The sequence below is a fragment of the Neptunomonas japonica JAMM 1380 genome, assembly GCF_016592555.1.
Classification (GTDB): Bacteria; Pseudomonadota; Gammaproteobacteria; order Pseudomonadales; family Balneatricaceae; genus Neptunomonas; species Neptunomonas japonica_A.
Genome location: NZ_AP014546.1, coordinates 3,662,833 through 3,679,458 on the forward strand (window position 1 = coordinate 3,662,833; position 16,626 = coordinate 3,679,458).

General features: G+C 45.3%; 12 protein-coding genes and 3 rRNA genes. 4 read left to right on the plus strand and 11 right to left on the minus strand.

The window, feature by feature from the left end; genetic code table 11:
• Positions 1 to 66: 66 nt before the first annotated feature.
• The 3 genes from typA (at position 67) to dtd (ending at position 3,401) form a co-directional block, all read left to right on the plus strand.
• A complete protein-coding gene (gene typA / locus NEJAP_RS17245) occupies positions 67 to 1,884 on the plus strand; it encodes a translational GTPase TypA (protein WP_201348377.1) in 1,818 nt (605 codons plus the stop codon).
• A 117-nt stretch (positions 1,885 to 2,001) separates the two neighbouring features.
• Positions 2,002 to 2,952: a prolyl aminopeptidase gene (pip, locus tag NEJAP_RS17250; protein WP_201348378.1), complete on the plus strand. Its 951-nt coding sequence runs from the start codon at positions 2,002 to 2,004 to the stop codon at positions 2,950 to 2,952.
• Between the two features lie 8 nt (positions 2,953 to 2,960).
• On the plus strand, positions 2,961 to 3,401 hold the full coding sequence (dtd, locus tag NEJAP_RS17255) for a D-aminoacyl-tRNA deacylase (protein WP_201348379.1): 441 nt from the start codon (positions 2,961 to 2,963) through the stop codon (positions 3,399 to 3,401).
• A gap of 11 nt (positions 3,402 to 3,412) precedes the next feature.
• Here dtd and NEJAP_RS17260 read toward each other — a convergent pair whose 3' ends face one another.
• The 10 genes from NEJAP_RS17260 to pssA all read right to left on the minus strand — a co-directional run bounded on the left by NEJAP_RS17260 (position 3,413) and on the right by pssA (position 14,969).
• Positions 3,413 to 4,120, minus strand: coding sequence for a tRNA-uridine aminocarboxypropyltransferase (locus NEJAP_RS17260; RefSeq protein WP_201348380.1), 708 nt, complete (start codon positions 4,118 to 4,120; stop codon positions 3,413 to 3,415).
• The gene (locus tag NEJAP_RS17265) at positions 4,120 to 4,626 is read right to left on the minus strand and encodes a hypothetical protein (protein ID WP_201348381.1); all 507 of its coding nucleotides are present in this window, start codon (positions 4,624 to 4,626) and stop codon (positions 4,120 to 4,122) included. The genes NEJAP_RS17260 and NEJAP_RS17265 overlap by 1 nt, the downstream gene beginning before the upstream one ends.
• 43 nt (positions 4,627 to 4,669) lie before the next feature.
• Entirely contained in the window at positions 4,670 to 5,662 is a 993-nt protein-coding gene (gene moaA / locus NEJAP_RS17270; protein WP_201350700.1) for a GTP 3',8-cyclase MoaA, read from the minus strand.
• Between the two features lie 170 nt (positions 5,663 to 5,832).
• Positions 5,833 to 6,921: a molybdenum cofactor guanylyltransferase MobA gene (gene mobA / locus NEJAP_RS19565; RefSeq protein ID WP_419197835.1), complete on the minus strand. Its 1,089-nt coding sequence runs from the start codon at positions 6,919 to 6,921 to the stop codon at positions 5,833 to 5,835.
• A gap of 155 nt (positions 6,922 to 7,076) precedes the next feature.
• A 5S ribosomal RNA gene (gene rrf, locus NEJAP_RS17285) occupies positions 7,077 to 7,192 on the minus strand.
• Positions 7,193 to 7,307: 115 nt separating this feature from the next.
• Positions 7,308 to 10,199 (minus strand): 23S ribosomal RNA (locus NEJAP_RS17290).
• A 259-nt stretch (positions 10,200 to 10,458) separates the two neighbouring features.
• Positions 10,459 to 12,001, minus strand: a 16S ribosomal RNA gene (locus tag NEJAP_RS17295).
• The 16S, 23S and 5S rRNA genes sit together here, the layout of an rRNA operon.
• Positions 12,002 to 12,530: 529 nt before the next feature.
• Entirely contained in the window at positions 12,531 to 13,148 is a 618-nt protein-coding gene (locus tag NEJAP_RS17300) for a sulfite oxidase heme-binding subunit YedZ (protein WP_201348382.1), read from the minus strand.
• Positions 13,139 to 14,146 (minus strand): protein-methionine-sulfoxide reductase catalytic subunit MsrP, encoded by a 1,008-nt coding sequence (msrP, locus tag NEJAP_RS17305; protein WP_201348383.1) that lies wholly within the window; start codon positions 14,144 to 14,146, stop codon positions 13,139 to 13,141. Before msrP ends, NEJAP_RS17300 begins: the two co-directional genes overlap by 10 nt.
• A 61-nt stretch (positions 14,147 to 14,207) precedes the next feature.
• A complete protein-coding gene (pssA, locus tag NEJAP_RS17310) occupies positions 14,208 to 14,969 on the minus strand; it encodes a CDP-diacylglycerol--serine O-phosphatidyltransferase (protein ID WP_201348384.1) in 762 nt (253 codons plus the stop codon).
• A 301-nt stretch (positions 14,970 to 15,270) separates the two neighbouring features.
• On the opposite strand from pssA, the gene ilvY reads away from it, so the two are divergent.
• Entirely contained in the window at positions 15,271 to 16,164 is an 894-nt protein-coding gene (gene ilvY / locus NEJAP_RS17315; protein WP_201348385.1) for an HTH-type transcriptional activator IlvY, read from the plus strand.
• A 27-nt stretch (positions 16,165 to 16,191) separates the two neighbouring features.
• Here the strand turns inward: ilvY and NEJAP_RS17320 are convergent, their stop codons facing one another.
• Positions 16,192 to 16,590, minus strand: coding sequence for an acyl-CoA thioesterase (locus NEJAP_RS17320; RefSeq protein ID WP_201348386.1), 399 nt, complete (start codon positions 16,588 to 16,590; stop codon positions 16,192 to 16,194).
• Between the last annotated feature and the right edge of the window lie 36 nt (positions 16,591 to 16,626).

The window sequence follows — 16,626 nt, forward strand, 5'->3', positions numbered from 1 at the left end:
TCAGGATCAACGTTGCTATTGCGTGTATAATGCGGCCTTTATGAAAATCTCTACAGGTACTTCCACGTGATCGAGAAGCTGAGAAATATCGCCATCATTGCGCACGTTGACCATGGTAAAACCACACTGGTTGACAAACTATTATCGCAATCTGGCACCCTGGGCCGCCGAGATGAGGGCACCGAGCGCATTATGGACTCCAATGACCAGGAGAAAGAGCGCGGTATTACCATTCTGGCAAAAAATACAGCCATTGAGTGGAACGGTTACCATATCAACATCGTTGACACTCCGGGCCATGCGGATTTTGGTGGTGAAGTTGAGCGCGTACTATCAATGGTTGATTGTGTATGCCTGCTAGTCGATGCTGTTGATGGCCCTATGCCACAAACACGCTTTGTTACACAGAAAGCATTCGATCAGGGCTTGCGTCCAATCGTAGTTGTGAACAAGGTTGACCGTCCTGGTGCTGATCCTGACCGTGCCGTTGATAAAGTCTTTGATTTGTTTGACTCGTTAGGCGCTACTGATGAGCAACTTGATTTCCCAATCATTTACGCATCAGCTCTAAACGGTATTGCAGGACTTGAGCATGATAACCTTGCTGAAGACATGACCCCGCTTTTTGAAGCAATCATTGAGCATGTTAAACCACCTGAGGTTGACGTTGATGGACCATTCCAAATGCAGATTTCTGCTTTGGATTACAACAGCTATGTGGGTGTTATTGGTGTTGGCCGTGTTAAACGCGGTTCGGTTAAGCTAAACCAACAAGTGAAAATCATTGGTGCCGACGGCAAAGTACGTAGCGGTCGTGTACAAAAGATTATGGGCTATCTTGGCCTCGAACGCATAGACGTGGACACAGCTCGCGCAGGCGATATCATTTGCGTCACAGGTATGGATGTACTAAATATTTCTGATACCTTGTGCGACCCTGAGAATGTAGAAGCATTGCCTCCATTATCAGTGGATGAGCCAACGGTTTCTATGACATTCCAGGTTAACGACTCTCCTTTTGCGGGTAAAGACGGCAAGTTCGTTACCAGCCGTAACATCAAAGAGCGTCTAGATCGTGAGTTAATTCACAACGTTGCTCTACGCGTTGTAGAAGGCGACTCACCTGAGAAATTCCGTGTATCTGGCCGTGGTGAGCTTCACCTTTCTGTATTGATTGAAACCATGCGCCGCGAAGGCTTTGAGCTGGGTGTTTCTCGCCCCGAAGTAGTTCAAAGAGAAGTTGATGGCGTTACCCATGAACCTTTTGAAATCGTTATGATTGACGTTGAAGAAGATCATCAGGGAAGCATCATCGAAGAAGTAGGTAAACGTGGTGGCGACATGACCAATATGGAAGTGGATGGTACTGGCCGTATTCGCCTTACTTTCCTAATTCCATCACGCGGTCTGATCGGCTTCCGTAGCCAATTCCTGACAATGACATCAGGTACTGGCATCATGACTTCTATCTTTGACCATTACGGCCCTGTCAAAACAGGTGAAGTTGCTTCGCGTACCAATGGTGTGTTGATCACTATGGTAACGGGTAAAGCACTTGGTTATTCGTTATGGAACCTGCAGGCACGCGGACGTCTTTGTATCGCACCTAACGTTGAAGTATACGAAGGTATGATTCTAGGCATTCATAGCCGTACAAATGACTTAGCAGTTAACCCAATTAAAGGTAAGCAGCTAACCAACGTACGTGCATCAGGTACTGATGAGAATATTCAGCTAACGCCGCCAATTCGCTTCACGCTAGAACAGGCGCTAGATTTCATTGAAGATGATGAACTAGTTGAAGTAACGCCGAACCACATTCGTTTACGTAAGAAGTTCCTTACAGAAAACGAGCGTAAGCGCTTTGCCCGTACGGGCAAATAAACAAGCAAGAATAAAAAGGCGACTCTTTAGTCGCCTTTTTTACGCCTATAGATTCCCTTTCCTCATCTTCCCACTCTATACTTTAAGCATACTTCCCGTATCAGTTAAGGATTTACCATGCGGACGCTTTATCCTGAAATATATCCATATAAAGAGCACTTAATTAACGTTGATTCTCAGCACACTTTATATGTAGAAGAGAGCGGTAATGCTGAAGGAATTCCCGTGCTGTTTATTCATGGTGGCCCCGGTGGTGCTACTAGCGGTGCTCAACGACGCTTTTTTAGTCCAGAAAAATACCGAATAATATTATTTGACCAACGTGGTTGCGGCAAATCAACACCTCATGCCAGCCTAGAAAACAACACCACACAAGACCTTATTAATGACATCGAGAAAATCCGCGAACTGCTCAGTATCGACGCATGGCTTCTTTTTGGTGGTTCTTGGGGCTCTACGCTAAGCCTTCTTTATGCCCAAGCCTACCCTGAAAGGGTGTCTGGTATGATATTGCGCGGCATTTTCTTAGCCAGAGAGCAAGATATACAGTGGTTTTACCAACAAGGTGCCAGCGCTATATTCCCTGACTACTGGCAAGACTTCATTTGTTTAATTCCGAAAAATGAACAAGGTAACTTACTGTCAGCCTATTACCAACGCCTGACATCGCAAAATGAAATTGAGAGAATGGCTGCAGCAAAAGCTTGGGCAGTATGGGAAGGTCGCTGCTCAACATTAGACCCTAACCCCAATATTGTTGATCACTTTGCTGACCCACATACCGCACTTTCTATAGCTCGCATTGAAGCCCACTATTTTATCAATCAAGCATTTATTGAAAGCAATCAAATTATCGAAAATGCCGGAAAAATTGCCCATATACGAACCACTTTGGTGCACGGCCGCTATGATATGATCTGCCCTATAGAGCAAGCACACACATTGCACCAAGTCTTACCCAATGCCGAACTTCATATTGTTAGAGATGCAGGTCATTCATCATTTGAGGCAGGTACTATCGACAACCTAGTGCGCGCTACTGATGATTTTGCACGCTCAAGCGCTTAAGGGACATTATGAAAGGTTTAATCCAACGTGTTAGCGAAGCTTCTGTAGAAGTCGATGGTCGTATTATTGGTGAAATAGGGCCCGGCATTCTTCTCTTACTGGGTATAGAAAAAAGCGATACAGAAGAAACAGCTGACAAGCTTTTAAAAAAAATTCGGACTTATCGCATTTTTTCTGATACTGAAGGGAAAATGAATTTAAACCTTCAACAAGCTAATGGAAGTTTACTTATTGTTTCTCAGTTCACTCTGGTAGCCGATACAAAAAAAGGACTTCGCCCTGGCTTTTCAAATGGAGCATCTCCCGAGCAAGGTAAAGCACTCTATCACTACTTTACCAAGCAAGCCCAAGCTACAGATACGCCTGTGCAAACAGGCAAATTTGGTGCTGATATGAAAGTGCGGCTTTTAAATGATGGCCCTGTCACTTTTTTATTAGAAGTAAACTAACCTTACACAATCTATACAATATTAGTAACGCCACCCTGCAGCTGAGCTAGGCGATGCCTAGCCGCTGCAGAAGCATTGCTCATATCAACTGAACGACGTGTTGCGTAATACTCCGCATTAAAAAGATCAAAATAGGCATCTAGGACATCGGCACTATGGTGATCACTGACTTCACGTAGCATCTGTGCAGCAACCTCTGCTGTACAAAGGTGATGCTTCTCTACAGACTGCCTTAAATGATAACGAGATATAGCCACTGCATTAGGCTGCATTACTGGTAAGTCATCCAAATAACGACTCAATCGAAACATACGACGCGCCTGCCGCCAAGTACCGTCCAAGATAATAAACGCGGGAGTCTTTTCTGATAAATTTTCACTAACGATCATCCGCTGCTGATAACTCTCTCCAGAAGGAAAAACAATACAAGGTTGATATTGATCATCACAAAGCGCCGCTATGAACTCAGGATCAGGCTCTGTTCGTGACCACTTAAAGACTCGCGCACCATCAATTGCATCTACAATTAATCGCCCCGTATTCGTTGGCTTATAAATCTCATCATTATGTGTCAGTAACCAAAAAACAGCACTGGCTTTCACTTTAGGTTTTTCAGAACATAGACAACTAAGCAAAGGAAGGAAACACCCCTTGCAACGACCTACATTAGAGCCTCTCGTTATAAACGGTTTACGTGGAGCGTTTACATCAAAGGCCACTATTGCAATCTCATCGGTGCTTGTTCATTTATATCAAAAAGGGATACTGATACTCCCCAGTCTAATTGCAAACAGCCCTTATGCATCCAGTGTAAAATTTGATGCATCTCCTGATGAGTAAGCACACTAAAGCCAAACACCTCATCCTGATTACCTACATAGAAACTCAAGCGATACTGCCCTTTTTGGAAGCTAATATCTAAGCGACGCAAAAGAGAAGCTTTGAAGTCATTATGCTCAAGATTAGCTTCTTGTCTAACCGATTGACTTTGCTTTGCGCTATCGTGCTCAAATTGAGCCATTGCACTTTGGTGTTCTAGGGGAGTTTTACTAATTTTCTCAGACGTCTGCTTCACCAACGTTGGTGAGGCCTCAAGCAACTTCAAGACTAAGCGTCGCGTAAGCCAAAAGTCGACTCTTTGCTGGCCATTATCTAGGTTACCAATTAGGCGAATACGGTCTTCAATAACATCAAAATAAAAAGAAAGAGAGGCAAGATTGATCATCTAATTCCCTGTTGAGAGACCATGGAATTAATATGATAACGAATCACCCCCCCGTTGTATTCATAAAGCGAACAATTTGCACATCGCCATCAGAGGTAAAATGATGCTCTTTAGGCTTATGCATTATCGCTTCTCGAATGCTTGTTTTTAAACGCTCAACATCTCCGGGATAACGCCTCACAACGGCTTTAAGATCGACCGAGTTTTCATTACCTAAACAGAGTAATAATCGACCCTCCACTGTTACCCTTACACGGTTACAATCTCCACAAAAATTATGGCTATGAGGAGAGATAAAACCAACACGCGAGGGGCTATCAAGCATACTCCAATAGCGAGATGGGCCTCCCGTAGTCTCACTGGATGACGCCAAAGGGTACTTCTCATCGATTATGCTGCGAACTTCATCACTGGAGCAATAAGTCTGTGCACGATCATGTTCAGAAATACTTCCCAAAGGCATCTCTTCAATAAAGGAAATATCTAAACCTTTATCCCGTATGAAATGAACTAGATCCAATATTTCATGATCATTTCGCCCCTTTAAGATGACAGCATTAAGCTTTATCTTATCAAAGCCAGCATCACATGCGGCATTAACACCTTCTAAAACCTGCTCAAGTCGCCCTGTACGTGTCAACTCTTTAAACAAAGCATCATTCAAACTATCAAGACTTATATTTATTCTTGTCACTCCAGCAGCTTTCAAATCAGCAGCAAACCTCACAAGCTGGGAGCCATTCGTCGTCAAGCAAAAATCATCCAGCCCTGGAAGAGAACCTATTCCATTGAATAAACTTATCACATCTTTTCTAACAAGCGGCTCTCCACCTGTCAGCCTTAATTTATTAACTCCCATTTCAGTAAAAGCACGCGCTATCAGCGTAATTTCTTCGAGAGATAATACCTCTTCACGAGGCAAGAAAGTCATCACCTCATCCATACAATACACACAGCGAAAGTCACATCGGTCAGTCACCGACATGCGAACATATGTAATGCACCGTCCAAATGGATCAACTAGCTGCTCATTCATCATCTATTCTTTAAACCTGCACTGACAAGCGAATTGGCAATAACTTTTAAGATCAATAAACAAGAATACTGCTTAGCTAATTACAAAAAAAGAACCAAAATACCCTGTGGTATGAGCCACGCCAACAAACTAAAAGAGACTCTTCAATACATATAAAAATATTATCGCAACTAACGAGCCTTCAAATACTCCATAACAAACTCCAGTATGCTATCCACATCCGCCAAATGCATAACCTTAAGGTCTGAGGCAACGGTTTCAGGTTCATCTGAAGCAATCGCGATAATATTTTTATCTTCAGGAAAAATCAGTGGACGCCCTAAAGAAGGACGATGCAATTCAATTTTCGGGATAGTTTCTCTCTTAAAGCCTTCAACTAGCACCAAATCTAAATTCGCTAAATCGAGCTTACTTACTAAGTCCGCTAAGACTGGTTCTTGCGGCTCTGGCTTATCAACCATTAGCGCCCAGCGGTTTGCAGAGGCGATAAGCATCTGATTAGCTCCCGATTTACGCAATTCATAACTATCCTTACCAGGATGATCTACATCAAACTGATGATGCGCATGCTTAATCACCGCCAACCTCACATCATGATTACGCAAAGCAGGGATTAATTTTTTTAGTAACGTTGTTTTGCCCGTACCACTCCAAGCAGAAAGCCCTAAGAGTTTAGGCATTTCAATTAATGCGTCTAAGTCATCACGACGATTAACATTAACAAAAGCGTCAATACAGTCAGAAAAATCAACTTCTATACATGAGTGCTGAGCAAACCAACTTTCAATCTTACGCTCACCATTGATTAAACACTGCTCCAAGTCGTCTAACAAACGTCTATTCAACAATGCCACGACCGGTTGTAACCTTTTACCGTCATGCGCTACAGCAATATCATAATCACCATCTTCTACTCCTTTCATTAACCGAAATACCGTGTCCTTAGGTAATCGAGGACTATCGCACGGTATAAATGCGATCCAGTCTGTCTTGGCATTAGATAGGCCTGTTGCCATGCCCATCAACGGCCCCTGATAACCACCTGCCAAGTCAGTAAACACTTCTAAGTTCAATGACTGATATGCTTCTAAACTCCTATTCGCATTGATAATGCAACGAGCAACCTGAGGTCGAATAATATCTAACGCGTGCTGAATAAGAGGCTTACCCTCAAACTCAATCCACCCTTTATCCGTCCCCCCCATTCTACGAGCCATGCCGCCAGCGAGTATTACACCGGTTACAGAGTTACTACACATACAACAGATACTCCAACAAGAGAAATATTTAGATGACCTAGAAATAGTACTCTATCGTCCTAGCGACAGTAAATTCACCACGCTACTCTTCGAACTCTTAAATCGCAGGCATAAAAAAACCCTGATCACGAAGTGATCAGGGTTCTCTATTAAAAGCTTGGCGATGACCTACTCTCACATGGGGAGACCCCACACTACCATCGGCGCTAAAACGTTTCACTTCTGAGTTCGGGATGGGATCAGGTGGTTCCATTTCGCTATGGTCGCCAAGCATAAACTGTCACAACATGGATTTGATGAAGGCTTTTCTTTGTCTTGGTCTATTCACAAGCACTACTCTGTAATCTTATCTTTACTACATGCTTCCCACACGCCTTTGGCGTTATATGGTCAAGCCTCACGAGCAATTAGTACTGGTTAGCTCAACGCCTCGCAGCGCTTCCACACCCAGCCTATCAACGTCTTAGTCTTAAACGGCTCTTTAGGGGAATCAAGTTCCCAGCGAGATCTCATCTTGAAGGGGGCTTCCCGCTTAGATGCTTTCAGCGGTTATCCCGTCCGAACGTAGCTACCCGGCAATGCCACTGGCGTGACAACCGGAACACCAGAGGTTCGTTCACTCCGGTCCTCTCGTACTAGGAGCAACTCTTCTCAAATCTCAAACGCCCACGGCAGATAGGGACCGAACTGTCTCACGACGTTCTAAACCCAGCTCGCGTACCACTTTAAATGGCGAACAGCCATACCCTTGGGACCGGCTTCAGCCCCAGGATGTGATGAGCCGACATCGAGGTGCCAAACTCCCCCGTCGATGTGAACTCTTGGGAGGAATCAGCCTGTTATCCCCGGAGTACCTTTTATCCGTTGAGCGATGGCCCTTCCATACAGAACCACCGGATCACTAGCACCTACTTTCGTACCTGCTCGACGTGTCTGTCTCGCAGTTAAGCACCCTTATGCGCTTGCACTCAATGCATGATTTCCGACCATGCTGAGGGTACCTTCGTGCTCCTCCGTTACTCTTTGGGAGGAGACCGCCCCAGTCAAACTACCCACCACACAATGTCCTCGATCCCGATTAGGGAACAGAGTTAGAACCTCAACAGTACCAGGCTGGTATTTCAAGATTGGCTCCACACGATCTAGCGACCATGCTTCAAAGCCTCCCAGCTATCCTACACAAGTAATGTCAAAGTCCACTGTGAAGCTATAGTAAAGGTTCACGGGGTCTTTCCGTCTAGCCGCGGGTACGCTGCATCTTCACAGCGATTTCAATTTCACTGAGTCTCGGGTGGAGACAGTGTGGCCATCGTTACGCCATTCGTGCAGGTCGGAACTTACCCGACAAGGAATTTCGCTACCTTAGGACCGTTATAGTTACGGCCGCCGTTTACCGGGGCTTCGATCAAGAGCTTCGCCGAAGCTAACCCCATCAATTAACCTTCCGGCACCGGGCAGGCGTCACACCCTATACGTCCACTTTCGTGTTTGCAGAGTGCTATGTTTTTAATAAACAGTCGCAGCCACCTGGTATCTTCGACTGCCAGCAGCTTAGAGCGTAAAGCTCATCACCGCCAGCAGCGTGCCTTCTCCCGAAGTTACGGCACCATTTTGCCTAGTTCCTTCACCCGAGTTCTCTCATGCGCCTTAGTATTCTCTACCTGACCACCTGTGTCGGTTTGGGGTACGGTTCGTTATAACCTGAAGCTTAGAAGCTTTTCCTGGAAGCATGGCATCAACAACTTCAGTCCTCAAGGGACCTCGTCATCGGTTCTCAGTCTTATAAGAGCCCGGATTTACCTAAGCTCTAAACCTACTACCTTAAACGCGGACAACCAACGCCGCGCTTGCCTAGCCTTCTCCGTCCCTCCATCGCAGTTATAACCAGTACGGGAATATTAACCCGTTTCCCATCGACTACGCATCTCTGCCTCGCCTTAGGGGCCGACTCACCCTGCCTCGAATAGCGTTGGACAGGAACCCTTGGTCTTCCGGCGGGGAGGTTTTTCACCTCCCTTATCGTTACTCATGTCAGCATTCGCACTTCTGATACCTCCACGGTGCCTCCCGGCTTCCGCTTCAACGGCTTACAGAACGCTCCTCTACCATGCCATAAATGGCATCCGCAGCTTCGGTGTCTAGTTTTAGCCCCGTTATATCTTCCGCGCAGGCCGACTCGACTAGTGAGCTATTACGCTTTCTTTAAAGGGTGGCTGCTTCTAAGCCAACCTCCTAGCTGTCTAAGCCTTCCCACATCGTTTCCCACTTAACTAGAACTTTGGGACCTTAGCTGGCGGTCTGGGTTGTTTCCCTTTTCACGACGGACGTTAGCACCCGCCGTGTGTCTCCCGTGATTGCACTCATTGGTATTCGGAGTTTGCATCGGGTTGGTAAGTCGGGATGACCCCCTAGCCGAAACAGTGCTCTACCCCCAATGGTGAGACACGAGGCGCTACCTAAATAGCTTTCGAGGAGAACCAGCTATCTCCGAGCTTGATTAGCCTTTCACTCCGATCCACAGGTCATCCGCTGGCTTTTCAACGACAGTCGGTTCGGTCCTCCAGTTGATGTTACTCAACCTTCAACCTGCCCATGGATAGATCGCTCGGTTTCGGGTCTAATCCCAGCAACTATACGCCCTATTAAGACTCGGTTTCCCTACGCCTCCCCTAAACGGTTAAGCTTGCTACTGAAATTAAGTCGCTGACCCATTATACAAAAGGTACGCAGTCACGGTCTCAAGGACCGCTCCCACTGCTTGTACGTACACGGTTTCAGGATCTATTTCACTCCCCTCACAGGGGTTCTTTTCGCCTTTCCCTCACGGTACTGGTTCACTATCGGTCAGTCAGGAGTATTTAGCCTTGGAGGATGGTCCCCCCATATTCAGACAGGATATCACGTGTCCCGTCCTACTCGATTTCATTGAAAATAGGTTTTCGCATACGGGGCTATCACCCACTACGGCCGCACTTTCCAGTGCGTTCTGCTAACCACATCTCAACTTAAGGGCTGTTCCCCGTTCGCTCGCCGCTACTTAGGGAATCTCGGTTGATTTCTTTTCCTCCGGGTACTTAGATGTTTCAGTTCCCCGGGTTCGCCTCTAAACACCTATGTATTCAGTGTAAAGATACTCTATAAATAGAGTGGGTTTCCCCATTCAGAAATGTGAGGATCAAAGCTTGTTTACCAGCTCCCCTCACCTTATCGCAGGTTACAACGTCTTTCATCGCCTCTGACTGCCAAGGCATCCACCGTGCACGCTTTGTCACTTGACCATATAACCCGAAGGCGTCTGGCAAGAAACATGTTCTCGTAACGATAAAATTACTTTTGGCGCTTGTTTTTAAACAAGACTTTCTTTCATCAAATCCACATTGTTAAAGAGCGTTTAAAGCAAAAAGCTTTAAGCGATAGACAAGCCGAGCAAACAGCAGGCCTATGACTTAGAACTTTACTTCCAAGATCAAAGATCTTCCTCTTAACTTTCAGTCAGATAATTCGTGTGAACGCTATGCCAGAACTCGGCTTATCGTTTAAGGAGGTGATCCAGCCGCAGGTTCCCCTACGGCTACCTTGTTACGACTTCACCCCAGTCATGAACCACACCGTGGTAAACGTCCCCCCGAAGGTTAGACTATCTACTTCTGGTGCAATCCACTCCCATGGTGTGACGGGCGGTGTGTACAAGGCCCGGGAACGTATTCACCGTGGCATTCTGATCCACGATTACTAGCGATTCCGACTTCACGGAGTCGAGTTGCAGACTCCGATCCGGACTACGACCGGTTTTGTGAGATTAGCTTACCTTCGCAGGTTTGCAGCCCTCTGTACCGGCCATTGTAGCACGTGTGTAGCCCTACTCGTAAGGGCCATGATGACTTGACGTCGTCCCCACCTTCCTCCGGTTTGTCACCGGCAGTCTCCTTAGAGTTCCCACCATTACGTGCTGGCAAATAAGGACAAGGGTTGCGCTCGTTACGGGACTTAACCCAACATTTCACAACACGAGCTGACGACAGCCATGCAGCACCTGTCTCAGAGTTCCCGAAGGCACCAAGCTATCTCTAGCGAGTTCTCTGGATGTCAAGAGTAGGTAAGGTTCTTCGCGTTGCTTCGAATTAAACCACATGCTCCACCGCTTGTGCGGGCCCCCGTCAATTCATTTGAGTTTTAATCTTGCGACCGTACTCCCCAGGCGGTCAACTTATCGCGTTAGCTGCGCCACTAAAGAATCAAGTTCCCCAACGGCTAGTTGACATCGTTTACGGCGTGGACTACCAGGGTATCTAATCCTGTTTGCTCCCCACGCTTTCGCACCTCAGCGTCAGTATCAGACCAGGTGGCCGCCTTCGCCACTGATGTTCCTTCCTATATCTACGCATTTCACCGCTACACAGGAAATTCCACCACCCTCTTCTGTACTCTAGCTTGGCAGTATCAGGTGCAATTCCCAGGTTGAGCCCGGGGCTTTCACATCTGACTGACCAAGCCGCCTACGCGCGCTTTACGCCCAGTAATTCCGATTAACGCTCGGACCCTCCGTATTACCGCGGCTGCTGGCACGGAGTTAGCCGGTCCTTCTTCTGTTGCTAACGTCACAGATGTTACGTATTAAGTAACACCCTTTCCTCACAACTGAAAGTGCTTTACAACCCGAAGGCCTTCTTCACACACGCGGCATGGCTGCATCAGGGTTTCCCCCATTGTGCAATATTCCCCACTGCTGCCTCCCGTAGGAGTCTGGGCCGTGTCTCAGTCCCAGTGTGGCTGATCATCCTCTCAGACCAGCTAGAGATCGTCGCCTTGGTGAGCCTTTACCTCACCAACAAGCTAATCTCACGCAGGCTCATCTGATAGCGAAAGGTCCGAAGATCCCCTCCTTTCCCCCGTAGGGCGTATGCGGTATTAATCCAAATTTCTCTGGGCTATCCCCCACTACCAGGCAGATTCCTACGCGTTACTCACCCGTCCGCCGCTCGTCAGCAAAGTAGCAAGCTACTCTCTGTTACCGCTCGACTTGCATGTGTTAAGCCTGCCGCCAGCGTTCAATCTGAGCCATGATCAAACTCTTCAGTTTAAAATCATTGGTAATTTATCAATACCGGAGTATTAACAACTACCTAAATCTAGCTCAGGTTTTGCTAACTAAAAAACTTTATAAAACGTATGTTTCATTCTGTTCGTTAGGTTGCTTATCCTGATAAAGCTTTTGTAGCTTCATCCTGACAAGCGCCCACACGAATTATCTGACCAATCTGTTAAAGAGCGCTTGAACATGTCGTTCAAGTGAGGCGCATATTCTACCGAACGCCTCACTGGTGTCAACCTTTATTTTGCAACTTTCTGAAAATCATTTGGCTGCAAAACCGGACCCCAACTACTAACTTAAAAACCTTGAAAAGATGTTAATTATCAACGCTTTATAAACCAGCATCTTCTCATCTCTCCCGCCTTATTTGGCGGCATCCTTGGGAAGAGGTGCGCATTCTACAGACACCTCAAAAGGAGTCAACACCCTTCTTCAAAAAAAGTCATATTTAGGCAAAATAATCCCAAAAACAACAAAGGCGCCACTAGGGCACCTTTAGTTAGCAATCAAGCTACATTTAAACCTTCTTCAGCGGCTTACTCTTCTTATAACTAAAATAAATCCTCTCAAACAAAGCAACCGCTAGAAACCCACCGTAGATGATGGCATCTTCATAACTCGCTCTTACCATCCAGATAACATGAACCATAACCAAGATTGATATGAGATACACCAGCTTGTGCAATTGAAGCCATCGCTTCTTTAAACGGCGTTGCATTTTTTTTGTAGAGGTGACAGCCAGCGGTATCAGCAACAACACAGCTGCAGCACCCACTATAATATAAGGGCGCTCTGAAAACTCCTCCAACAATATCTCAAACCGCCACCCGACAATAAAGGTAGCGAACGCCAACAAGTGCAATACGCTATAAAAGAATGCATACAAACCGAACATACGACGAAACCGCACAAGCCAAGCAAGCGACAACCTACGACGCAATGGCGTAACCCAAAGACTTAGCCACAATGAGATAATGGCCCAAGTACCCAGATATTTAACTATTTCTTTTGCAGGATCAGCTCCCAACTGCTGCGTATAAATATCATAAGACAACATCAAAAGCGGGAGCATTAATCCAAAGAAAACAAAGCACCACACCAACCTGCTTTTTGCAGGCTTAATCCCTAAAACCATTTACGTAAATCCATTCCAGCATAGAGGTGAGCCACTTCTTCCGCATAACCATTGAAAGGCAACGTTTCGATTCGATTTGGCGAAAATAAAGATGAAGGCAAACGTCTTTCAGATGCTTGCGTCCATCGCGGATGATCAACTTCAGGATTCACATTAGCAAAGAAACCATACTCTTTCGGTGCTGTTAAGTTCCAAGTTGATCTGGGCATAGTTTCAGTGAAACGAATTTTCACTATAGATTTAATGCTTTTGAAACCATATTTCCAAGGAACAACCAGCCTGAGCGGTGCTCCATTTTGCGGCGGCAAAGCCTGACCGTAAACACCAGTAGCCAAAAAGCTCAAAGGGTTCATTGCTTCATCTATACGTAGCCCCTCAACATAAGGCCAATCAAGTGAGCTAAACAGCGCCTTTTGCCCCGGCATCTGCTGCGGATCATAAAGCGTTGTAAATTCAACATACTTTGCTTTGCTGGTAGGTTTGAATTGCTTTAATAGATCCGCCAAAGGTATACCTAACCACGGAATAACCATCGACCATGCTTCGACGCAACGCAACCGGTAAATTCGCTCCTCAAATTTATGCGGCTTTATCAAATTTTCTAATGCAAATTTACCAACCTTTTCTGCCTCTCCTTCAATCTCTATCGCCCAAGGATCAGTCTTAAACTGCTGAGCTTTGCGGCTGGGATCTTGCTTACCAAGCCCAAATTCATAAAAGTTATTATGTAAAATCACATCAGGGTAAGGAGTAAGCTTTTCATTTGAAGAGAAATTACTATTACGCTGAGCGGCTTTAATAGATGGTTGCATCCAGTCAGGACCTGCATATACAGGCCAGTCTTCATCAAAGTCATATTTGGAAAGTGCGGAAGCCATACCAGCAGAAAGCAAGGCGGCAGTACCTGCCAAACCTTGCATAAAGAGACGACGCTGCTTATAAATACTTTCTGGCGTTATCTCTGAGCTTTTTATTAATTCAGCCTTTTTAATTAACATTTCAATTTCCATTGCTTATACCAATGAAAATTTAGACCCTAAAGTAATAAATAATTCCCTACTATACTTTTTTCCTTTTGCGCAACAACCACAATACAGGGCCAGAAGCACTATAGATAAGAAATAATAACCACAGAAAAAGGGCCGGCTCGATAGAGATTACCCCTAGACCTAACACTATTGCCGCCAAAATCACGAACGGCACCTTACCCTTCAGATCAACATCCTTAAAGCTATTATAAAGCGCATTACTCACCATCATAATGCCTGCTAGCGCGACATAAAGAGCAATAATATAAGCATAAGGGGCCGGATCAATACCGTACTCGGTAGCTGCCCACACTAAACCACCAACTGCAGCAGCCGCTGCTGGCGAAGGCAAACCGATAAAGTAGCGTTTATCAACAGAACCAATTTGGGTATTAAATCTCGCCAACCGAAGAGCAGCACATGCCACATAAATAAACGCAGCAAACCAACCTATTTTTCCTATATCACCTAACACCCAACTAAATGTAACCAAAGCTGGCGCAACACCAAACGAAACCATATCAGACAAAGAGTCATACTCAGCACCAAAGGCACTGGATGTATTTGTCATTCTAGCAACACGACCATCAAGCCCATCCAAAACCATTGCCACAAAAATCGCAATTGCGGCAGCTTCGAACTGGCTATTCATACCTGCGACTACAGCATAGAAACCAGAAAACAACGCCCCTGTTGTAAATAAATTTGGCAACAAATAGATACCACGTCGAGGCTTAACCTCTGATTCAGAGGCAGATTCATCTTCAGGACAAGAGTTATTTTCTTCAGTCATAACATCACTATTCATTAGGAAAGGGGGTTATTCTACAGCGCCATTAAACAGTTCGATAGCTTATCAAGCAAACAATACACGAATATCACAACTCATTATCTACACTCAATCACCACGCCTATTTAGCATTCAAGCAGCCCCAAGCACTTTATAATTGCACTTAAAGCTTATAACAAATACGGCATAGCAAAATACAACCCTCTATATTCAACAATATGTACTCACATACTTTTTAAAAGCTTATCTTCTGCGCATCAGAATTTCTGGCCAGATATCATCAGATTTATGTAATAATAATCATATGGATACACGCACTCTTCAACTATTTCTTAGCCTCTCAGACACACTCCACTTCGGGCGTGCCAGTGCCTTTTGTCATATTAGCGCATCAGCTTTAAGTCGCACCATCAAGCAATTGGAGGAAGAGATCGGAGTTTCTTTATTTATAAGAGATAACCGCAGCGTACAACTAACTCATGAAGGTAAGTTGTTTCAAGCCTATGCCCGAGACGCACTCGCCCAATGGGAGTTAACACGAAATACGCTACTAGAAGAAGCCAAAGAACTACGTGGTGAAGTCAGCATCTACTGCTCCGTTACAGCCAGCTATAGTTTTTTATATGACATTCTTAGCCAGTTTCGGAAAAACTTTCCCAGCATCGAAATAAAACTACATACGGGTGATCCGGACCTTGCGCTTAACCGAGTACAGAACAACGAAGAAGACATATCAATAGCCGCCAAACCAGACCAACTACCTAAAGACTTAACATTCAAGCCTATCGGTATTTCTCCACTGTTATTTATCGCGCCTAAAAAGCGCAGCGCTCAATCCGAAGCAATTGCTTTACCGGTCAACACAGAACAATGGAGCCATGTCCCCATGATTCTTTCCGAGGGCGGCGTTTCAAGAGACCGAATCGACGAATGGTTTCGACAACTAGATACCAAACCTAACATTTATGCACAAGTTGCTGGTAACGAGGCTATTGTAAGCATGGTTAGCCTAGGCTTTGGCGTAGGAGTGGTACCCAAAATAGTACTAGACAATAGCCCTCTTGCAGACAAGATAGAGATCCTGTCTGTCACCCCCCAGCTAAAACCATACGAAGTTGGCCTGTTCACACTAGAAAAGAAACTCAAAAATCCATTAATTAATGCTCTATGGAGCCAAATAAAAACCAGCCTCCCTTAACCACTATTCCTTTCATTAAACTTCTGCTTATTCACCAAACAACGCCTCTATTTCAGGAGAAATATAAGGACGCCCTCGCTCATTGAGCGCAGTACCGATTACTAATGCACTCACACATAGCTTTTGATCTGATAAACGAACAACCTCCTGCCTAAAACCAAATCTAACCTTACCAAGACGCTCAACAGCCACACTCACTACATATTCATCACCACTCCTTAAAGAAGCCTTATAGTCCATCTCCGAGCGAATAACGACAAGGTGAATACCTTGCTCCGCTAAAGCCGCAAAGTCCACACCGTTTGTTATTAAAAATTCATGGCGCGCATGCTCTAAATAATTGAAATAAACGCCATTATTAACAATACCCTGCATATCTAATTCGTAATCACGCACCTTACTCATGACCTGAAAAGGAGTACCCATTAGCTTCTCTCTCTCTGCGTTTTTTATGTAGATACA